General features: G+C 69.3%; 19 protein-coding genes and 5 pseudogenes. 8 read left to right on the top strand and 16 right to left on the bottom strand.

Annotated features, from left to right (window positions below; translation table 11 throughout):
* Positions 1-228 precede the first annotated feature (228 nt).
* Complete coding sequence (tuf, locus tag ACQUSR_RS33560; protein WP_431047147.1) at positions 229-1,425, top strand: elongation factor Tu; 1,197 nt, start codon at positions 229-231, stop codon at positions 1,423-1,425.
* Between the two features lie 256 nt (positions 1,426-1,681).
* Here the strand turns inward: tuf and ACQUSR_RS33565 are convergent, their stop codons facing one another.
* Positions 1,682-2,710, bottom strand: coding sequence for an aminoglycoside phosphotransferase family protein (locus ACQUSR_RS33565; protein ID WP_431047149.1), 1,029 nt, complete (start codon positions 2,708-2,710; stop codon positions 1,682-1,684).
* 60 nt (positions 2,711-2,770) lie between these two features.
* Positions 2,771-3,771 (bottom strand): annotated as a pseudogene (locus ACQUSR_RS33570) (IS256 family transposase); the annotation flags it as partial.
* 111 nt (positions 3,772-3,882) lie between these two features.
* On the opposite strand from ACQUSR_RS33570, the gene ACQUSR_RS33575 reads away from it, so the two are divergent.
* A complete protein-coding gene (locus ACQUSR_RS33575; protein ID WP_431047151.1) occupies positions 3,883-4,290 on the top strand; it encodes a recombinase family protein in 408 nt (135 codons plus the stop codon).
* Positions 4,287-4,484 (top strand): hypothetical protein, encoded by a 198-nt coding sequence (locus tag ACQUSR_RS33580; protein WP_431047153.1) that lies wholly within the window; start codon positions 4,287-4,289, stop codon positions 4,482-4,484. The genes ACQUSR_RS33575 and ACQUSR_RS33580 overlap by 4 nt, the downstream gene beginning before the upstream one ends.
* A 100-nt stretch (positions 4,485-4,584) precedes the next feature.
* On the opposite strand, the gene ACQUSR_RS33585 is transcribed toward ACQUSR_RS33580, so the two are convergent.
* Positions 4,585-4,770, bottom strand: a complete 186-nt coding sequence (locus ACQUSR_RS33585) for a hypothetical protein (protein ID WP_431047155.1) — start codon at positions 4,768-4,770, stop codon at positions 4,585-4,587.
* Positions 4,771-4,982: 212 nt separating this feature from the next.
* A complete protein-coding gene (locus ACQUSR_RS33590) occupies positions 4,983-5,384 on the bottom strand; it encodes a RidA family protein (RefSeq protein ID WP_431047157.1) in 402 nt (133 codons plus the stop codon).
* 98 nt (positions 5,385-5,482) lie between these two features.
* Here ACQUSR_RS33590 and ACQUSR_RS33595 point away from each other — a divergent pair, with 98 nt between their 5' ends.
* Positions 5,483-6,457, top strand: a complete 975-nt coding sequence (locus ACQUSR_RS33595; RefSeq protein ID WP_431047159.1) for a helix-turn-helix transcriptional regulator — start codon at positions 5,483-5,485, stop codon at positions 6,455-6,457.
* A 225-nt stretch (positions 6,458-6,682) separates the two neighbouring features.
* Here the strand turns inward: ACQUSR_RS33595 and ACQUSR_RS33600 are convergent, their stop codons facing one another.
* On the bottom strand, positions 6,683-7,024 hold the full coding sequence (locus ACQUSR_RS33600) for a hypothetical protein (RefSeq protein WP_431047996.1): 342 nt from the start codon (positions 7,022-7,024) through the stop codon (positions 6,683-6,685).
* A 31-nt stretch (positions 7,025-7,055) separates the two neighbouring features.
* Positions 7,056-7,931: pseudogene (locus tag ACQUSR_RS33605) on the bottom strand (Tn3 family transposase); the annotation flags it as partial.
* Positions 7,932-7,981: 50 nt separating this feature from the next.
* Between ACQUSR_RS33605 and ACQUSR_RS33610 the strand changes: the two are divergent.
* Positions 7,982-8,248 (top strand): annotated as a pseudogene (locus ACQUSR_RS33610) (IS5/IS1182 family transposase); the annotation flags it as partial.
* Positions 8,249-8,322: 74 nt separating this feature from the next.
* Here ACQUSR_RS33610 and ACQUSR_RS33615 read toward each other — a convergent pair.
* On the bottom strand, positions 8,323-8,916 hold the full coding sequence (locus tag ACQUSR_RS33615; protein WP_431047161.1) for a TetR/AcrR family transcriptional regulator: 594 nt from the start codon (positions 8,914-8,916) through the stop codon (positions 8,323-8,325).
* 80 nt (positions 8,917-8,996) lie between these two features.
* Between ACQUSR_RS33615 and ACQUSR_RS33620 the strand changes: the two genes are divergently transcribed.
* Positions 8,997-9,413 (top strand): VOC family protein, encoded by a 417-nt coding sequence (locus tag ACQUSR_RS33620; protein WP_431047163.1) that lies wholly within the window; start codon positions 8,997-8,999, stop codon positions 9,411-9,413.
* A gap of 630 nt (positions 9,414-10,043) precedes the next feature.
* Here the strand turns inward: ACQUSR_RS33620 and ACQUSR_RS33625 are convergent.
* The 4 genes and pseudogenes from ACQUSR_RS33625 to ACQUSR_RS33640 all read right to left on the bottom strand — a co-directional run bounded on the left by ACQUSR_RS33625 (position 10,044) and on the right by ACQUSR_RS33640 (position 12,632).
* Entirely contained in the window at positions 10,044-10,175 is a 132-nt protein-coding gene (locus ACQUSR_RS33625; RefSeq protein WP_431047165.1) for a hypothetical protein, read from the bottom strand.
* A gap of 323 nt (positions 10,176-10,498) precedes the next feature.
* The gene (locus ACQUSR_RS33630) at positions 10,499-11,257 is read right to left on the bottom strand and encodes a transposase (protein WP_431047998.1); all 759 of its coding nucleotides are present in this window, start codon (positions 11,255-11,257) and stop codon (positions 10,499-10,501) included.
* A gap of 87 nt (positions 11,258-11,344) precedes the next feature.
* A pseudogene (locus tag ACQUSR_RS33635) lies at positions 11,345-12,089 on the bottom strand (IS701 family transposase); the annotation flags it as partial.
* A 120-nt stretch (positions 12,090-12,209) separates the two neighbouring features.
* Complete coding sequence (locus ACQUSR_RS33640) at positions 12,210-12,632, bottom strand: MarR family winged helix-turn-helix transcriptional regulator (protein ID WP_431047167.1); 423 nt, start codon at positions 12,630-12,632, stop codon at positions 12,210-12,212.
* 163 nt (positions 12,633-12,795) lie between these two features.
* On the opposite strand from ACQUSR_RS33640, the gene eno reads away from it, so the two are divergent.
* A complete protein-coding gene (eno, locus tag ACQUSR_RS33645) occupies positions 12,796-14,103 on the top strand; it encodes a phosphopyruvate hydratase (RefSeq protein WP_431047169.1) in 1,308 nt (435 codons plus the stop codon).
* A 477-nt stretch (positions 14,104-14,580) separates the two neighbouring features.
* Here the strand turns inward: eno and ACQUSR_RS33650 are convergent, their stop codons facing one another.
* From ACQUSR_RS33650 to ACQUSR_RS33665, 4 genes are all read right to left on the bottom strand, one after another.
* A complete protein-coding gene (locus ACQUSR_RS33650; protein ID WP_431047171.1) occupies positions 14,581-14,853 on the bottom strand; it encodes a hypothetical protein in 273 nt (90 codons plus the stop codon).
* Between the two features lie 108 nt (positions 14,854-14,961).
* Complete coding sequence (locus ACQUSR_RS33655; RefSeq protein ID WP_431047173.1) at positions 14,962-15,225, bottom strand: hypothetical protein; 264 nt, start codon at positions 15,223-15,225, stop codon at positions 14,962-14,964.
* A gap of 106 nt (positions 15,226-15,331) precedes the next feature.
* On the bottom strand, positions 15,332-15,535 hold the full coding sequence (locus tag ACQUSR_RS33660) for a hypothetical protein (protein WP_431047174.1): 204 nt from the start codon (positions 15,533-15,535) through the stop codon (positions 15,332-15,334).
* Between the two features lie 5 nt (positions 15,536-15,540).
* Complete coding sequence (locus ACQUSR_RS33665; protein ID WP_431047176.1) at positions 15,541-16,104, bottom strand: DUF5994 family protein; 564 nt, start codon at positions 16,102-16,104, stop codon at positions 15,541-15,543.
* A gap of 307 nt (positions 16,105-16,411) precedes the next feature.
* On the opposite strand from ACQUSR_RS33665, the pseudogene ACQUSR_RS33670 reads away from it, so the two are divergent.
* A pseudogene (locus ACQUSR_RS33670) lies at positions 16,412-16,900 on the top strand (DUF5994 family protein); the annotation flags it as partial.
* A 126-nt stretch (positions 16,901-17,026) separates the two neighbouring features.
* On the opposite strand, the gene nhaA reads toward ACQUSR_RS33670, so the two are convergent.
* Positions 17,027-18,352: a Na+/H+ antiporter NhaA gene (nhaA, locus tag ACQUSR_RS33675; protein ID WP_431047178.1), complete on the bottom strand. Its 1,326-nt coding sequence runs from the start codon at positions 18,350-18,352 to the stop codon at positions 17,027-17,029.
* Positions 18,353-18,541: the final 189 nt, after the last annotated feature.

Genomic DNA, 18,541 nt, shown 5'->3' on the forward strand with positions numbered 1-18,541 from the left:
AGGGTGGAGTGTCGGCTGGCTGGACACCTTCGACGGTCAGCAGCCCGCCGGGCGGACCGACGATGATGACCATGGAGACGCCCTGCGCGCTCTCCGCGCACCGAGGGTGACTCCGCGTCCCGACGTCACCCGAATGGCGGTACGGCGCCACCGGGCGGTACGCGGCCGTGCGGGGGCGCGAGGAGCATGGTGAGCGCCACTCGGGGTCCTGCGCGGGAACGGATCATCATGGCCACGACACAAGCCGCGAAGTCCAAGCCTCACATCAACATCGGCACCCTGGGCCACATCAGCCACGGCAAGACGACGCTGACGGCGGCGATCACCAAAGTGCTGGCCGATAAGTTCCCGAGCCTCAACAAGGCGGTCTCGGTCGCGGACATCGACAAACGGCAGGAGGAGAAGCGCAGTGGTCACTCGGTCTGCACGACGCATGTCGAGTACCAGACGGAGAAGCGGCACTACGCACACACCGACTGCCCCGGCGATATCCACTACGTCAAGAACATGATCACTGGGGCTGCGCAGATGGACGGCGCAATTCTCGTCGTCTCCGCGGCCGACGGGCCGCAGAAGCAGACCAGGGAGGACGCGGTGCTGGCCCGGAGCGTTGGTGTCGAATCGCTCGTCGTCGCGCTGAACAAGTGCGACCTGGTCGACAGCGATGAGGTGTTGGACCTGGTCGAGACCGAGGTCCGCGAGATGCTCTCCGGCGTCGGCTTCGAAGGAGACACGGTCCCCGTCGTCCGCGTCTCGGCGCTGGGAGCCCTCAACGGGCAGAAGGACTGGACCACATTGGTGCTCCATCTGATGGACGAGGTCGACTCCGCCATCCCTATCCCCAAGAGGGCCATCGACAAGCCGTTCCTGCTGGCAGTCGACGAGGTGTTCGACATCGGAGGTCGCGGAGTGGTGGCCACCGGGCGCGTGGAGGCCGGGGTCGTCAGGCCCGGTGACGCGGTCGACATCGTCGGCCTGAGGGAGGCGCAGAAGAGCACGGTGACGGGCATCGAGGAGTTCAAGAAGCGGCTGGACAAGGCCGAAGCGGGCCGAACCGTCGGTCTGCTGCTGCGCGGCATGAAAAAGGGGCAGATCGAGCGCGGGCAGGTCGTCGCCGCGCCCAACACGGTGACTCCGCACACGCTGTTCGAGGCGAAGATCTACATGCTTTCCAAGGAGGAGGGCGGGCGGCACAACCCGTTCTTCAACGGCTACCGGCCGCAGTTCTACTTCCGGACCACGGATGTGACCGGGGTGATGAAGTTCAGCACGGACGGGACCGACAACATGGTCATGCCGGGCGACCGGTGTGACCTCTCCGTCGAACTCATCTCGCCCATAGAGATGGAGCGCGCCCAGCCTTTCGCCGTCCGCGAGGGCGGTAAGACCATCGGCGTGGGCCGGGTGACCAAGATCCTCGCGTAGCCGCCCCACGCCCCTTGGAGCACGCCGGTATGCCGCGTGCCGCACGCCCCGCACGGCGACCGGGCATAGCGGGCGGGCGCCAGGGGCGGCGGAATCGTAGAGTGAGTTGCAGTGGGTAGCCAAGGCTGAGGCAGGCATCCGGCAGCTCGACGCGCTGAAGGCGGCCGGGTGCCGGCGCATCCTCGCAGACAAGAAGGAGGAATAGTCAATAGTTGTGGTTCGAGCTTCCGCGCGGATCCGGGATATCAGCCGGTGTCTACGGGCGTTGTGATGGGACTGGTGGGAGCGTGGGCCAGCGAGCGAGCATTCGTTGGCGCATGTCCGTGCTGAGCCGACTCAGGCCGCTCAGGTCGGCGCGGTCGGTAGTCATCTGGCCGACGACACCGAGCCGGTGGACGAGCCGTTGCCGGGCGGTCGCGGTGCCCCACTTCCAGTCCCGGTTCAGGATCCGGGCCAGGTGGTCAGTGGTTCCGCGGTGGGCCCTTTCGACCAGCGCGTCGCCTCGTAGCAGCCAGCCGGCGCACGCGTCGGCGAGATCGTCCTGGACTTCGGTGCCGGTCGCGGTGCGCCATGCCGTGCGGTAGGCGGTCTCCGCCCGGTCCAGCAGTGGAGCGGATGCCGCAGTGACACACCAGCACGTCGGGAAGCCGATGCGCAGGTAGGCGAGCTCCACCAGTCCGCTGCCCAGTGATGCCTGTTCGAAGTCGATGAACCTGATCCCGCTGGTGGTGTGCAGGTCATTGCCGGGACACGGATCCCCGTGGAGAAGGGCATGCCCCGATGCCTGGCCAAGCCGATGCACGAGGTCATCGAGCTCGCCGGACACGCCAGGCGCGACGGGAACCCCAAGAGCCTCGGCCAGCCTGAGGAAGGATTCGACGTCGGCCTCGTCCGGGCCCAGCCAGCGGGGAAGTACTCCGACGTCCTCCGGGCCGGCAGTGGCATGCAGCCGGGCCAGGGCCGCCGCGTAGTCGACGATCCAGTCGCTGGACGGGCGTTGGTGGTCCAGATGCTCCAAGACCAGTACCCGCTCGCTGGGATCGGTGCTCAGCAGTGAGGGCACCACGGGCGCGTCAGCCCGGGCGGCGAGCCGCAGCGCGGCCACCTCGCGGGTGTACCGTTCCTCGGCGTCGGGGCCGTCGACGATCTGCTTCACCACCGCCGGTGAACCGGCCAGCTCCACGCGCCACACACGTGAGCGCGGACTGCTGCCCAGACGCCGAGAGCGTCTGGGTGAGCCCAGCTCGGCCCGTAACTCGTCCCCGAACGGCAGTCGCGACCACATGACCTCATCTTTCCACGCGGGCGAACAACTCTGCGGTTGCGGCGGATAACTGGCGGCCGTTCACGCCGCGGTTGCTTGCGAGCGTTCGACCAGGACGCCGCGTTCGAAGCGGGCGCCGGCGCGGACCAGGGCGACAAGGTGCGGTGCGTTGACCGCGCGCCAGCGGCTCTGGGCGGACTCGATGAGCTTGAACGCCATGGCCAGACCGGCGGCCCGGCTCCCGGGGCCCTTCGTGACCCTGGTCCGGAGGCGGACGGTGGCGAAGGTCGACTCTATGGGATTGGTCGTGCGCAGGTGGATCCAGTGCTCGGCCGGGTAGTCGTAGAAGGCCAGCAGGACCTCGGCGTCGGCGGTAACCTTCTTGACCGCTTTTGGGAACTTGACGCGTAGGTGTTGGCGAACGCGGTCACGGCCTGCTCGGCGTGCTCGCGGTCATCGGCGTTGTAGATGTCCGCGAGAGCCTTTTTCGCGCCGGGCTGGGCGGACTTGGGCAACGCGGCCAGGACGTTGACGGTCTTGTGCACCCAGCAGCGTTGCTCCCGTGTCTGGGGGAAGACCTCGCGCAGGGCGGTCCAGAATCCCAGTGCCCCGTCGCCGACCGCGAGCACCGGGGCGCGCATGCCGCGTCGGCGGCAGTCGCGCAGCAGGTCGGCCCATGACTCGGTTGATTCCCAGTAGCCGTCGGCAAGCGCGACCAGCTCCTTGCTGCCGTCCGCACGCACCCCGATGACGACCAGCACGCACAGCCGGTCCTCGCCCAGGCGAACGTTGAAGTGCACGCCGTCGGCCCACAGGTAGACGAAGTCAGCCGTCGACAAGTCCCGTTCGGAGAAAGCTTTCTGGTCGTCCTGCCACTGGGCGGTCAGCCGGGTGATCGTGGCCGGGGACAGGCCGGCGGCCGAACCGAGGAAGCCCTCTAGGGCAGGTACGAAGTCGCCCGAGGACATCCCGTGCAGGTATAGCAGTGGCAGTGCCTCCGCGATCCGTGAGGAGCGGCGGCACCACGGCGGCAGGATCGCCGACCTGAACTTCTTCCGCTCGCCGGTCTCGGGGTCGGTGCGCCCTCCCGCACGATCTCGTCCAGCAGCGAAACGCCGCCTCGCGTCGAACCGTCCCCAGCAACTACGGTCAGCACCGGGCGTGCCCTCCCGACCGGCGCTGCAACGCCGGCCATGCTCGATCCCCATCGATCCATCGGGAAGGTACGCCCTTACCGTCAGGCCGATCCACAGGTCTCGATCATTGCTCGACAAGAGTCCGGCAAGAACGATGCCCGGCCGGAGCTGAAGGAGTGCCATGCCTTCCTGACGGCGGGGGACACCCTGGTGGTGCCCTCGCTGGACTGCTATGGCCGCTCGCTCCAGGACCTGGTGAACATGGTGGTCGAGCTGCGCCGCCGGGAGATCGGGTTCACCTCGCTGCACGAGGCGCTGGACACCACCACTCCGGGCGGGCGGCTGGTGTTCCATGTCTTCGCCACTCTGGCGGAGTTCATCCGGGAACTTATCGTCCAGGGCACCCGGGAGGTCTGGCCGCCGCCCGTGCCCGCGGCCGGGTCGGCGGGTGGCTCACCGTGGTGACCGAGGGTCTGATCCGCGCGGCCCGCGACATGCTGCCCAGCCCCGAGCACTCCGTCACGACCATCGCCAGACTGCTGGGGGTGTCGGTCGGCACCCTCTACAACCACATCCCGGACCTGAAGGAGCTGCGGGCCGCCGCGGTGCCGCGCCAGCTCGAAGGGAGTGGGCAGTGCTCCCCGCTTGGCACCGGATGAAGGGCGGCGCCGCGATGCTGGGCGCCCGCAGGCCGGGCGAGGCGGGCTTGTTCGGGCCCTACGGCTGGCCGGCGGACGACGTGGAGGAGCCGGAGCCCGGTCAGGCACGGGTGAGGAAGCCGGTGGCGCGCTCATCGAGCTCGGCGGCGCAGCGCAGGGCGCCGGCCCGGTAGAGGCTGAGGTCGCGGCGCATGCTCCGCGCGGCCCTGTGGGTGCGGGTGGAGGCGACGCCGCAGATCCTCGGCCAGCTCCAGATCGCGGCGACCTGGTCTTCGCGCAGGCTCAACACCCCGATACCGCGACGACCCAAGTTCGGCCGAATCCGTCGACGCCTCGTAGGCGAGCCGCGTGCGCTCGCCTACGAGGCGGTCCCTCACCAGAGCGACGTGTTGCCCGGACCTTCGTGTCCGAAGGTGCCCGTTCACATTGCTACGCCACCCCGTTGCCGAACCGCCGCCCGCATCCGGGTTGAATAGCCCGGATGCGGGCGGCGGCGAGTCAGGGCCGGGCGGCGAGAGCCTCGACCTCGAACAGCACGTCAGGCGCAGCCAGGCTCGCGACACCGATGAGGGTCTGCGTGGGCGGTTTCGTCCCCCAGCCCTCCTGCACGGCGCCGGCGATTGGCCCGAGCTTGCTGACGTCATGGTTCACCACATACGTCCTGAGCTGGACGACGTGGCTGAGGTCGAGCCCGTGGGCGGCAAGAGCGACGCCGATGTTGCGGAACGTCTGCTTCACCTGCTCGGTGAAATCGGTCGAGACAACCGCGCCGTCCGGGCCCGATCCGTACTGACCCGCGATGAGCACCAGTTCCGTACCTGCGGGGACGGTGGCGGTGTGGCTGTAGCCGAACGGGACCGGGTCGTGCAAACCGTCCGGATTGACAATGGCGTGTGCCATGCGGGTCACCTCTCGTGTGCGATGGGTCTGTGTGGTGCTGGTAAAGCCTCGCAACGAATCACGACATCATGTGTCGTGTATTCCAGTAGGGTTTTCGTGTGCGCGCTGATCGGTTGGTCTCGCTGGTGCTGCTGCTGCGGCAGCACGGTCGGCTGTCCGCGGCCACACTGGCCCGCGAACTGGAGGTGTCCACCCGCACCGTGCTGCGCGACATCGATGCGCTGTCCGCAGCTGGTGTCCCGGTCTACGCCGAACGCGGTCGGCACGGCGGTTTCGCGTTGCTGCCCGGTTTCCGGACCGAGCTCACCGGACTGAACCACGACGAGGCACTTGCTCTGCTGATTGCTGGATCGCGGCGCGGCGCGCAGGCATTCGGCCTCGGCCCGGCGCTCGCTTCGGCCATGCGCAAAGTGGTTGACGCGCTACCCGAGAGCTATCGGGCCACCGCGGCCGGCGCGACTCAGCGATTGCTCATCGACCCGGAGACCGACCTCCTCTCGCGCCGGCTGGTTACTGAGGAGGTACCCGACATCATCGTGGCCGAGGTCCGGCGCGCGGTGTTCGCCGGCCACAAGCTGCGCATCCACTACGCGGCTGTGGACCAGACCCCGAAGTGGCGCACGGTGGACCCGATCGGCCTGGTCACCGTGCGCGACCAGGGCTACTTGCTGGCCACGCGGTCTGGCGCGGACCGCACCTACCGGCTGTCCCGCATCCTGGCCGCCGAGGAACTCGCCGAACCGGCACAGCGACCAGAGCGGGTCGATCTGGACCGGGCCTGGCAGGAACGCAGCACACGGTTTCGGACCGGCGGCGACCAAGTCACCGTGCTGGTACGGATGAACCCGGCGCGGCGGGAGGACCTGGTGGGCACCGCGCTGGCCGTCCTCGCCGAGGAAGCCGACGCAGACGGCTGGCTGCGGCTGGAGGTGACCTTCCAAGATGCGAGACACGCCGAATGGGCGCTGTGGCACCTCGGCACGAACGCGGAGGCCCTGGCCCCGCAGTGGTTGCGCGACTCCCTGCGCAACCGCGCCGCCGCGCTCGCCACCCGCTACGGAGTGTCATCCTGAGAGTCGTCGCCTTCTGCGGGACGCCGCCGAAGCCGACAAGCGCCGGCCGGGCTCGCCGGAGATCGACCTCACCCCGCGGCACCTGCCACCGTTCGCGGAGCTCCCCACCTGTTCCACGGCCCCTCACCGCCCAGCCCCCCAGCCTCGACGCGTAGAGCCAGCAAGGCGTCCCGCGGCTGCGGTCAGGGGGTGACTGACCCCTCCGCGGCCCGGGGGGGGGCCTGCTCATCCGCCGTCACAACACCGCGCGGGCCGTGCTGTCCGCCACACCACGCTGCCCCGGCACGGCCCCGGCTCCGGGGAGGCCGGACAGGTCGAGCCGGCTGTCCGTCTCCAGGCAGAAAGTCCCGTACGGGTTGATGTGCACCAAGCTGGATTGGAGAAGATGCAAAGTCCCGGCGCAGCTCCGAGCCGGCGAGGTAGTCGCACGCGAAGATCGTCCGCACCGCGCTGCCGAGCTCTTCCAGGGCAGCGTATGGGGTGCTTGGGGCCGCCGCGGGTGAAGCGCCGCAGCACCTGCTCGGCCTCCGCCGTACCCATGCGCAGCGCGGTGGCGTACTTGACCATCTGGTCGTACTGCTGGGCCGATCAGCTCCCAGCGGATCGCCCGGGACGTCAGCGAGCCGGTGAGAGTCGGCCAGGTGGCGGGGCCGTCGTCCGGCCGGTGCAGTCGGATGCTGCCGATCTTCTTCAGCCTCGGCAGCAGGCGAAAGCTCAGCAGCTCGGTGAAGGCGAAGCCAACTACGCTCGCGCCGTGGGTGTCCACGTAGTTCGACTCGACCTCAGCGTCCGTGCAGTGCCGCAGCAAGCCCTCGACGATCGCCGCGACCTCGGAGGACGAACAGCTCTTGAGCTGGGAGTAGACGCAGACGTTCTTCCGTTCCACATGCCAGTAGATCATCACGCCGTTGCCGCCGTAGCGGGCGTGGTACTCGGTCATGAAGTTGCTGGATCAGGCCCCGAACTTCTTGCTGTCGCTCGCGCAGGCGTACCGGTGCCCCACCATTGGGGTGTCGCGGGCGGTGAAGGTGGCGTTCACCAGCTTCCGCACGGCCGCGCCGAGGTTGTCCACGGTGATGAAGTGCCGGCGGATGTGGCGCAGCGCGGCTTCGCTCTCGCCGTGCTCGCCGGTGGCCACGATGGCGCGGATACCCGTGTTGGTGCCCAGCGGGAACAGAGCCAGCAGCAGGCGCCGCTGGAGGGTGGCACGGTCGATGCGCTCGCAGGCAGCCACCGAAGAGAACTCGTCGGTGAAGCCGGTCAGGAAGTCAGCGTTTTTCAGCACGTCAAGGAGGTCGAGGACGCCCCAGCGGCGGATCACTTCGGCGTTCAGGGCCTCCAGCCCGGTGGGCTCCTCCAGCGGCTGGAGCTTCGGCACGGTGATCCAGGGCTCGACGTGCCGCCTGGTGAACTTCACCCCGCCCGCCGAGCCGCCGGTCACCGCGACGCTGAGCCGGTCCAGAGCGCCGGTCATCCGCTGCTTCAGGCCGGCGATGAACGCGGCAGGGTCCTGCGGCTGGCGATCGGAACCGCCGCTATTTGCGGCGTCGACAGATCAAGCACACCATTCCCGAGCGCAAGGACCAGCGGGCCAACCGCCGGCGCCGTGGTAGCGCGGGCGGCCGCTCCACCGGCTTCGACAAGGCGATCTGCAAACGTCGGAACGACGTCGAGCGAACAATCAACGCGCTCAAGGGCTTTCGCGCCATAGCCACCCGATTCGAGAAGAGGGCGTACATCTTTCATGGCACCGTGACCGTCGCCGCTGTTCGCCTCTGGCTTCGCTCGTGACCCGCCGCACAGCCCGTAGCCTGCCTGGGCCACGTGGGCCTGGGGCGGATCCGACGCCTTCCGGGGTCGGCTGGTCAGCCGGTGCGCAGCGCCTTGAGCAGTCGCTCCAGCGCGGCTCTGGTGTGCGCCAGATCCTCAGGGTCGGAGGAGGACGCCAGCCAGAGGGCTGCCTCGTTCATCGCCCCCGACAGCAGGTGGACCAGCGGTGCGACCGGCTGCGGGGCGATGATCCCCGCGTCGACGAGCGAAGTCAGCGCGTCAGCGAGATGGCGGGCTGAGGCGGCCTCGTCCATCGCCCGCCATTGGCTCCAGCCCAGCACGGCGGGCCCGTCGACGAGCACGATCCGTTGGATGTCCGGATCGGCGGTCGCGGTGAGGAACTCCTGGCATCCTGCCGTCAGTTGGGACCAGGGATCGTCGTGGGCGTCGGCCGCCGCGGCCACGCGCCGGCCCACTTCCTGCTGGAGCTCCTCCAGGACGGCGCGGAAGAGGTCCGCCTTGCCTGTGAAGTGGTGGTAGAGCGCGCCCTTGGTCACCCCGGCCGCCTGGACGATCTCCGCCAGGCCCACCGCGCCGTAGCCGCGGCCGGAGAACAGGCGCCTCCCCTCCCGCAGCAGCGCCTGCCTGGTCTGCTCCCGCTGCTGCGCCCGGACGCCGCGCTGCCGCATCGCACTCCTCCTCATTGACATACCAATGGTACGCGAATAGCGTCACTCGCATACCGATGGTATGCGAGAGGGGTCCAGCCATGAAGCTGACCAGCTTCTATCCCGTGATCGGCACGGCGAAGCTGCAAGCGTCCCGCGACTTCTACACCCGGTTGCTGGGGTTTGAGACGACGTTCGAGGCCGATTGGTACGTCAGCCTGCGGCGACCGGGAGATCCCGGGTACGAGCTCGCCCTGCTCGACCACACCCACCCGACGATCCCCAAGGGGCACCGCGTCCCGGCACGGGGTCTGCTGCTCAACTTCGAAGTAGAGGATGTGGACGCGGAATGGGACCGGCTCGTCACCCGCGAGGGGATACCGCCCGTCCTCGAACTGCGCAGCGAGGACTTCGGGCAACGGCACTTCATCGTGCCCGATCCCAACGGCGTACTGATCGACGTCATCACGCCCATCGTCCCCACCGCGGAATACTCCGAACAGTACGTCAACGGCTGATCAATGAAGGGCGGGTCCGTCGCCAACCAATCGGACACGCCCTAGACGCGCCCGGCCATGCCGCGACACCGGGCGAGTTCGCTGTGGTCATGACGGGGACGGAGAGCGGAGGGACACCGCCTTCTCACCGTCGACGACGACCCCGTCGAAGAGCATCTCATCCTCGTCTGGCCAGAGGCCGCTGGACCGGAAATCGCCCACAAGCTGAGCGACACCTACGGAGCAACCTTCAGAGCAGCGATCTGACGCGATCAGCGTGCCACCATCGGCCCCGGCGCTGGCACGACGCCGGGGCCGATCGCTGTCGACGCCTCGTACGATCCGGGTGCCGGGCGGGCATCTGGTGCGGGAATGACTTCGACGTCGGCGTCGGGGCTGTCGAGTTGATACTCGGCCATCACAGATTCTGGGGCGGTGCGCTTGCGGAGGTCTGTCGTCTTCGCCGCCGGTCTCAATACCGTCCGCCGTCTTGTCGCCGTGCGGTGGACGGTGCGGTCCCCCCCCGGGGCGCTGGGAACGAACCGCCACCGTTGCTGGAACTCACGCAGTCACACAGGCCCTGTGACAGCGATTGACAGCTGACGCACCGGGAGAAGCCGTGGTGGGAGATGCGTGGGTTGGGAACGCCGATCAGAGGCGCGGCACTCCCGCACTCTCCAAAGCCTCGCGTGCGGCCAGATAGCCCGCGACTTTGAACGCCAGTTCGCGGGAACCGAACGTGTCGGCTCGCGCCTGCCGCAGCACCACGCGGGTTGCGGCCACGACACCGTGCTCGCGGGTCGGCCGGGGCAGTGGGGTGGGCGTTGAGCGACTCGGGGTGACGGTCAAGCCATAGGCCATTCGCTGGTCGTGGCTCATCTGCTCCCAGTCGGCCGGCCTCAGTTCGTCAGTCGCCTCCGCCGCCCCCGCAGGACGAGTCGCCTCCGCAGGACCAACTGCCGCCACAGGCGTGGCCGCCTCCGTCGCCCGAGGACCGGTTTCTCCTTGCTGGCCTGCTGCCTCCCCTTCTGTTGCCGCGTACCATCGCGATGAGCGCCAAGGTGAGGGCTATCCCCAGCACCACTAGGTCTCCCACTCGGGCTCCCTCATTCGGTCTTCCTGTGATCTCTATGCGAGGCGACAGCGCGCGCCTCGTGGCCTGGCGGCGGGTCGGCGGCCGGTCCGGGACCGGATGGACACATGGCCGCCGGGCTGCTTCCCCCGGCCGGTGCGGGCGTGGGGCGGGCTCCGCTCGTGCTGGGGACTAGGCTGCAGCCGTTGCCTGGTCGAGTCCGTCGCTCTCGATGGCCAGGAGAAGATATCGAATCCTGCCGCCCCTGCGTGAACAGCAGAGCGGCCAGGTCCTCGTTGGACCTGGCTGCTAGTAGGGCTTGGTCAGGTTGGTGTGAGTGTGGGTATGTCGCGGTGGCAGGTGGGGCAGGCGCCGGTCCAGACCGCGAGGAGTATCTGAAGCTCGCGGATGACCTGGTAGAGGCCCAGGCCGGCGCCGTTTCTTTTGGGGCTCTGGCCAGTCGCTGGAGGGTGCAGAAGGCGTGGGCGGCGGAGACGAGGGTGACGTGGTGGTGCCACCCGTTCCAGGTGCGGCCTTCGAAGTGGGCGAGTCCCAGGGCCTGTTTCATCTCGCGGTAGTCGTGCTCGATGCGCCAGCGGAGCTTCGCGAGCCGCAGGAGTGTGGTCAGCGGGGTGTCCGGGGGCAGGTTGGAGAGCCAGAACTGGACCAGTTCGGGTTCGGTGGCGGGCCATTCGGCCAGCAGCCAGCATTCGGGCAGTTCGGGGCCGTCGGTGTTCTTGCGGATTTCGCGTCCGGCGGGGCGGATCCGCAGTGCGGTGAAGCGCCAGTACATGCGCTTGAACCCGCTGCGGCCGGTGCCCGGCCGGGATCCCTCGCGCCACTGCACTGGCCGGACCGTCTCCCGGCCGGCTGTGGTGACCAGTTGTTTCACTCCCTGGGGCGGGTCGGGGTAGGCCGTCACCGGTTTGCGGCCGCGGCCGCTGTAGGGCGGGATCTGCGGCCGGGCATCGGCAGGATGGGCGGTGGCCGTCATGGAGACGCCCACCACGTGACAGTCCGCGCTGTTCCAGGCCGAGCCGGAAGGCGGCGGCATCCCCGTAACCGGCGTCCGCGACGGCGAGCGGGGCCTCGATGCCCCATGACAGTGTCTCGTCGACCATGTCCAGGGCCAGCTGCCACTTCTCGACATGACCGACGTCCGGCGGGATACCGCACCGCTCGCGGCGGGCCACCTTGGCGGGATCGGCTTCCGCCCGGGCCGGGTCCCAGGACTTGGGCAGGAACAGGCGCCAGTTCACCGCCGCCGATGCATGGTCAGAGGCCAGGTGCAAGGACACGCCCGCCTGACAGTTGGTGACCTTTCCCGCGGTGCCGGTGTACTGCCGCGACACACACCGATGCCTCGCCGTCCTTGAGGTACCCCGTGTCATCGACGATCACCGCGGCAGGCTTGACCACTGGCTGCATCCTCCAGGCCAGCCGGGCCCGGACATGGGCCGGATCCCAGGGGCTGGAGGTGATGAAGTGGCCAGGGCCTGCCGGTTGCCGTCCTCACCGAGCCTGGCTGCCATCGGCTCCACCGACTTCCGCTGCCCGTCCAGCAGCAGCCCCCACAGATACACCCCACCGCCGCTGATCCGCCCGCGCGAACGGCTCGAACACATCTGCCGCGAAGCCCTCCAGATCACACCGGACCCCAGCAAGCTCCTCAGGCGTCACACCCGATCAACGGAACAACCGATCATCTGGACACGCCACCAGAGACTGAACCCGACCAAGCCCTACTAGCGTGTGGCGAGCCGCTCCAGCAGGGTGGCGCTCCGTGCCAGCAACGCCCGCTCCTCATCTGTGAGTTCGGCCTCGATGGCCTGCGCGAGCCAACCGGCCCTGCGGCCGCGCTCCGCTTCGAGCGCGGCCCGGCCCGCGTCCGTCAGCTCGACCAGCGACTTGCGGCCGTCCGTGGGGTGCGCCCGGCGCGTGATCAGGTTCTGTTCCATGAGCAGCCCCACCGCCCGGGCCATCGACTGGGGGCGTACGCGCTGATCGGCGGCGAGGTCGCTGGTGGTCATGGCGCCGTTGCGGTCGAGTGCACCGAGCACGGCGGCCTGGCCCAGCGGGATGCGGTCCTCGTGTTTGACGCGTCGGGTGAGCTTGCCCATCGCGGTGCGCAGTTCGACGGCGATGGCGGCGGCTTCCGAGGTGGGCATAGGGCACTTTACCCCGTTGGCCAGCAAAGCTGTGCACCTGACCTGCACAGCAATGCTGTACAGCAAAACTGAGCAGCATTGCTGTAGGGTTTGGTGTTGTCGGGCTCAGCGCCAGCGTTGTCGCAGCCGGGGCCACGGCACACGACAACGGGAAGGAACTCCCATGTCCGCAAACGCAGTCGGAACCGTCACCGCCACGATCGAGACCGTCACCGCCCGCCAGATCATCGACAGTCGGGGCAACCCCACGGTCGAGGTCGACGTCGTCCTGGCGGACGGGTCCCTGGGGCGCGCGGCTGTCCCCTCCGGCGCCTCCACCGGTGCCCGGGAGGCCGTGGAACTGCGCGACGGAGACTCCGCGCGCTGGCACGGCAAGGGCGTCGACCGCGCGGTGGCCCACGTCAACGCGGAGATCGCGGCGTCCGTACGCGGCCGGGACGCGGCGGACCAGGCGGGCCTCGACGCCGCGCTGAGCGCCCTCGACGGCACCGCCACGAAGTCCCGGCTCGGCGCCAACGCGATCCTCGGCGTCTCCCTCGCCGCCGCCAAGGCCGCCGCGGCGGCCCACCGCCAGCCCCTCTACCGCTACCTCGGCGGCGCCGACGCCCACCTCCTGCCGCTGCCGATGATGAACATCGTCAACGGCGGCGCCCACGCCGACAATCCGCTGGATTTCCAGGAGTTCATGATCGCGCCCGTGGGCGCGGACACCTTCGCCGAAGCCGTCCGCATGGGCAGCGAGGTCTTCCACACCCTGCGCGGTGATCTGCTGGCCGCCGGGCACTCCACGGGCGTCGGCGACGAGGGTGGCTTCGCGCCCGCGCTGCGTACCGCTGAGGAGGCGCTCGACTTCGTGATGACCGCCATCGAGCGCACCGGCTACCGCCCCGGCACGGACATCGGCCTGGTCATGGACCCGGCGTCGTCGGAGTTCTTCCGCGACGGGGTGTACGACTACGCGGGCGAGGGGGTGCGCCGCACCCCCTCCGAGCACGCCGACTACCTGGCCAAGCTCATCGACGCCTACCCGGTCGTCTCCATCGAGGACCCGATGGCGGAGAACGACCTGGACGGCTGGCGCGAGCTGACCGCCCGCGTCGGCGACTGCTGTCAGCTCACCGGCGACGACGTGTTCTGCACCAACGAGACGCTGCTGCGCGAGGGCATCCGCACCGGCGTCGGCAACTCGGTCCTGGTCAAGGTCAATCAGATCGGGACTCTCACCGAGGCGCTGGCCGCGGTGGCCACGGCCCACCAGGCGGGCTGGACGGCTGTCATGTCGCACCGCTCGGGCGAGACGGAGGACACCACCATCGCGGATCTGGCGGTGGCGACCGGCTGCGGTCAGATCAAGACCGGCTCGCTCTCCCGCTCCGACCGCACGGCGAAGTACAACCAACTGATTCGGATCGAAGAGGAGTTGGGCGACTCGGCGCGCTTCGCGGGCCGCTCCGCACTGCGCCGGGCGTGAACAGCAGGCAGAGGTAGAGACCACGCGGGCCCCCAGATCGCAAACGGGGGCCCGCTCGCGTGCCGGGGAGACAATCTTCCTGGGCTGCTCACCCCCGCGTGACCTGCGCCTTCCCGGACCGGTCGGCACGGCCGGTCGAATGGAGCCGGCCAGCGCGTGACCGTCATTCTGTGCAGGTGGCAGAACGAGTACGCGTGCGTGAGATCGACGCTGACGAGGGCAAGCGGTTACTGCGGATCATTCGCAGGGCACCGGGTGGACACCGTCCTCCCGGACGGCGCTCCAGAGCTGGACGCCCCGCAACGTGAGGGCACCCAGCTCGCGTCACAGCCCCGGCGTGTACACACCGGGGCTGCCCTTCCGGGTGGTTGCACGTGAGAGTGCACCAACCCAAGGCCCATGGTATCGCTCGAAGCGCTTTCCCGGCATAGCGCACTTTCCGGGCGCCCCAGCTGCCAGGAAGTGCCGAGCACCGCCTCAGCCGCGCTCCTCCTCCTCGGCCTCCAAAAGCCGGATTCCCTGGTGTGTCAGAGTGACCATCGCGGGTGTGTTGCCGGTTGCCCAGTCGACCGCGATCAGGCCCTCGCCCACCAGATACGTGCAGGCCGCAGCCAGGTCCTCTTCGTGGATACCGAGGTCATCGCGCAGTTGGGCCCCGGCGACGCCCAGTAGACGGTTGCCTTCGGTGGCCTCGTACAGAGCCTGAAGGACCTGGGTTCGGTAAGTCTTGCGTTCGCGCAGTGTTGCCATCGCTGCCGCCCTCTCATGGTTGGTGGTCGGTGCGGGAAGTGGAGCCGGGGCGGCGGTGCCCCGCCCAGCCGTCTGGCGTGCCGCCGCGCAGCGTTGCGACCGGTGCCCTCAGACCTCGTCCGACTGCGTTCGGTCGTCGTCCGACGACTTACTGGACAGCAGCCAGGACCGGGCGGGCTCGGCGGCGTGGGCGGTGTCCACAGTGAGATGGAGACGGGTCCCGCCGTCGTGGCCTACGGGATAGCTGCGTTGTTCGGTGGAGGCGAAGCAGCGCCGGAGAACCTCCGCGACCTGGCGTGCCGTCTCCGGGGACGCGGCGACGATACGAACCTCGGCGTGTCCGGCCGAGGGCACTGGTTCCGCTGGTTTCATGGTGTCCTCGTTCGTCCAGGTGATATGGGAGGCGTCCAAGTGACGTGCCGGTGGGCGCGCCGCCTCGGCGTCGCACCCACCGCCCCCGGTCAGAGAAGAGTCGGTGTCATCCGCGGTCCCCGTCGTGGTGTCCTGCGGCCCCGTCGGCCGGCCGCCGGCGCTTCCGGCTCCGGCTGCCGCGCACCGGCAGGACGTCGCTGTAGCGGAAGGCCGCGATCCTTTGGTCGTGCTGGCCATTGAGCAGGTGGATCAGCAGAACTCCCAGAGCGATCATGGCGAGGATCACCGCGGTGGTGATGACAGTCTCCACTGTCCTCACCTCTCTTGGGCGGAGGTCGGGAGCCCGATCGGATGCCTGAGCGGCGGAGGCTCGGCCCCGCCCTCGGTGTCCCACTCCGATTCCCGGCCTCGGTCCTCAGTCGCGTCGCGGATCGCGTCCTCGTCGTCCATCAGTCTGCTCGCGGTGAGGAGGCTGCCGGGGGTGGCTGCGGCGGACATCAGCCGGGCGGCGGACGCCGCGCTGGTTTCCGGTGGGATCACCAGCAGGTCCCAGCGTCCTGCGCTGTAGGAGAGCAGGATCAGCTTGTGCGGGTCCTGCTCATCCGTGAACCAACCCACGTGCACCGTGTGCCCGGTGACGGGCACCTTCGGGGGGATCACCGGCCAGTGGGTCGGGTTCACCGTGACATGGGTGATCCGGCCCCAGCACCTGTCCAGCCTGTCTGTCAGAGCGGGCAACTCGCGGAAGAGGTCCCGGGACCGGGGCCACCAGGCGCCGTCCAGGAGACCTGGAGGCGCGCCCTCGGGCGTCAGGGACAAACGAGCCGGTGGCGAGGGGACGCGCTCATCGGTCATCGTGCGTTCGGTGGTGATGGTCATGGCGCGAACCCGCCTCCGGGCTCGTCTTCGACTGCCCGGTGTTTGTTGCTCGCCGGGAACGGCACCGGCACGGGAGCCGGTGTGCGAAGTACTCCCGGTGTCTTCACACTACTCCGGTCCATGGGCCGTACACCCCTGCGACCAGCGCTTTCTCAGGAGTGCGAGCCCGCACTGAGCCTCGCGGACGAGCCTGCGGGCCGGCACGCGGAGTACGGTGAAGCCCTGAAACCCTTCGCTGTGGCGACCACGGCGGTTCTGCCACGGGCTACCCAGTGAAGATGCCGATCCCCGTCGAGGGGAACTCACCATGGCCGACTCCGACACCCCGCGTCCCGCCAGGCTCCTCCCGGATGCGATCCTCGAGGCAGTGAAGCCCGGGACAGCGCTTCTGAGGCTGGAGACGACACGGCTTCGCGAGGGAATCCTCGATGGCGCGTGGTGGCCGCGATCCCGCGACATCGCCGCCGAACTGCCCAATCTGATCACCGCGTTGAGCCGGCATCTCGGCCCGATCACCCGCGTCGGACTGGACGCGAGTGCCTGGGAGGAACTGCCGACGCGACTGATCATCGACGACCGGGTCGTCCACCTCGACTCCTCCCCGGTCGGTGACGACACCGTCCTCATCACCCGGGGCGACAAGGATCATTTCTCACTGCTGGTCGTCCCCTCGCAGGCGACGCCGGACGCGGCACGCGCCGCGATGGCCCAGGCCGTACGAGCCGACAACATCACCCCAGCCGAGCAAATCCTCATCGACACCGGCACCCATCCCGCACACCCGAGTCCCGCGGAACGCACACAGACAGACGATGCGGCGATTCGACCTGGCGCTCCGCCCAGGGACTTCCCCTCTCGGCCGGTCATGAGCGCTCGCACACGGCCCTCCCGACCGTTCCTCGCGCCGGTGGTCGCCCGGCGCTCAGTCCTCACCCGCGGCGCCGGGCGCGGGTCCGCCCGTGCCGCGCTTGTAGATGTCGGGGATGCCGTCGGCGTCCTCGTCGCGGTTCTCCGCCTCCCACAGCCCGCGGTAGATGCGGTTACGGCGTTTGACCAGTGGCGCGGCCATTGCCGCGGCGAGCAGTGAGCCGAGCAGGACGGCGGCCTTGACGCGCCCGGTATCGGCCGGGTCGGGGAAGGCCACCTCACCGATCAGCAGGGCGACGGTGAAGCCGATACCGGCCAGCACCGCGAGGGCGAAGACATCGGCCCAGGCCAGATCAGGGTTGAGCCGGGCCCGGGTGAACCGGGCGGCGAGGTAGGTTCCAGCGAAGATCCCCACCGTCTTGCCGATGACCAGGCCCAGCACCACGCCCAGCGGCTCCGGGCGGGTGAACACCTCGCCCAGCATGGGGGCCGAGACGCTCACTCCGGCGGCGAACAGGGCGAACAGCGGCACGGCGACACCGGCGGACACCGGTCGCAGCAGGTACTCGGTGCGCTCCCCGGGCGAGGCGTCCTCCCCCGCGTCCTGGTCGCGGGCGCAGCGCAGGAGCAGGCCCATCGCCACCCCGGACACGGTGGCGTGCACCCCGCCGTTGTACGTCAGCGCCCAGATGGCCACGCCCAGCGGCACGTACCACCACCAGCCGCGCACCCGAAACCGCTGCAGCAGGGAGAACACCACCAGCCCGGCGAGAGCTCCGCCGAGGGCGGCCGGCTTCAGGCCGCTCGAGAAGAACACCGCCACGACCAGGATCGCGCCCAGGTCGTCGACGACCGCCAGGGTCAGCAGGAAGGCCCGCAGAGCGGTGGGCATGTGGGTGCTGAGCACGGCCAGCACCGCCAGCGCGAAAGCGATGTCGGTGGCCATCGGCACCGCCCAACCTCCGGCACGCCCGCCGCCGACCGTGACCGTGGCCAGGTAGATCGCTGCGGGCACCGCCATGCCGCACACCGCGGCTACCACCGGCAGGACAGCCGTGGCCGGGGTGCTCAGCCCGCCGGCCACCAGTTCGCGCTTGAGCTCGATCCCAGCGACCAGGAAGAAGAGGGTGAGCAGCCCGTCGGCACTCCAGTGCTCCACGGACAGATCCAGCCCGAGCGCGGGTACGCCGAAGTGGACATCGCGCAGTGCCTCGTAGCTTCGGTTCCACGGGGTGTTCGCCCACACCAGCGCCACCACGGCGGCGCCCAGCAGCACCAGCCCGCCGACCGTCTCCGTCCGCAGGGCTCGAGCCACCTGCACACGCTCCGGCCAGGGCAGCAGCCCGAGGAAGACCGAACGCTCACGCGGAGCAGCACACATAGGAGGCACCTCCGGGGCATTGCCGGGCGGGGTCGCAGTGTGACTTGCTGTCCGCGGTGACGTCGACGAGATGTACGGCGTCGATGCGACAGGGCGCGTGGCTGGGTCGCACGTGGCGGGGGAGGCGCTGGGGCTCGTCATGGGGCCAGTTGGGCCTGCCGCGTGTCCTGGGGTCCAGGTGGGGCCGAC

Source organism: Streptomyces sp. P1-3, assembly GCF_050613155.1.
Taxonomy (GTDB): domain Bacteria; phylum Actinomycetota; class Actinomycetes; order Streptomycetales; family Streptomycetaceae; genus Streptomyces.

What these genes read in the sequence shown, in the direction of transcription:
- nhaA (WP_431047178.1), bottom strand. Translation starts at nt 18,352, where the DNA reads ATGTGTGCTGCTCCGCGTGAGCGTTCGGTCTTCCTCGGGCTGCTGCCC.
- ACQUSR_RS33565 (WP_431047149.1), bottom strand. Translation starts at nt 2,710, where the DNA reads ATGTGGTCGCGACTGCCGTTCGGGGACGAGTTACGGGCCGAGCTGGGC.
- ACQUSR_RS33620 (WP_431047163.1), top strand. Translation starts at nt 8,997, where the DNA reads ATGAAGCTGACCAGCTTCTATCCCGTGATCGGCACGGCGAAGCTGCAA.
- ACQUSR_RS33630 (WP_431047998.1), bottom strand. Translation starts at nt 11,257, where the DNA reads ATGTACTGGCGCTTCACCGCACTGCGGATCCGCCCCGCCGGACGCGAA.
- ACQUSR_RS33575 (WP_431047151.1), top strand. Translation starts at nt 3,883, where the DNA reads ATGCTCGATCCCCATCGATCCATCGGGAAGGTACGCCCTTACCGTCAG.
- ACQUSR_RS33600 (WP_431047996.1), bottom strand. Translation starts at nt 7,024, where the DNA reads ATGGTCAAGTACGCCACCGCGCTGCGCATGGGTACGGCGGAGGCCGAG.
- ACQUSR_RS33590 (WP_431047157.1), bottom strand. Translation starts at nt 5,384, where the DNA reads ATGGCACACGCCATTGTCAATCCGGACGGTTTGCACGACCCGGTCCCG.
- tuf (WP_431047147.1), top strand. Translation starts at nt 229, where the DNA reads ATGGCCACGACACAAGCCGCGAAGTCCAAGCCTCACATCAACATCGGC.
- eno (WP_431047169.1), top strand. Translation starts at nt 12,796, where the DNA reads ATGTCCGCAAACGCAGTCGGAACCGTCACCGCCACGATCGAGACCGTC.
- ACQUSR_RS33665 (WP_431047176.1), bottom strand. Translation starts at nt 16,104, where the DNA reads ATGACCATCACCACCGAACGCACGATGACCGATGAGCGCGTCCCCTCG.
- ACQUSR_RS33655 (WP_431047173.1), bottom strand. Translation starts at nt 15,225, where the DNA reads ATGAAACCAGCGGAACCAGTGCCCTCGGCCGGACACGCCGAGGTTCGT.
- ACQUSR_RS33615 (WP_431047161.1), bottom strand. Translation starts at nt 8,916, where the DNA reads ATGCGGCAGCGCGGCGTCCGGGCGCAGCAGCGGGAGCAGACCAGGCAG.
- ACQUSR_RS33650 (WP_431047171.1), bottom strand. Translation starts at nt 14,853, where the DNA reads ATGGCAACACTGCGCGAACGCAAGACTTACCGAACCCAGGTCCTTCAG.
- ACQUSR_RS33640 (WP_431047167.1), bottom strand. Translation starts at nt 12,632, where the DNA reads ATGCCCACCTCGGAAGCCGCCGCCATCGCCGTCGAACTGCGCACCGCG.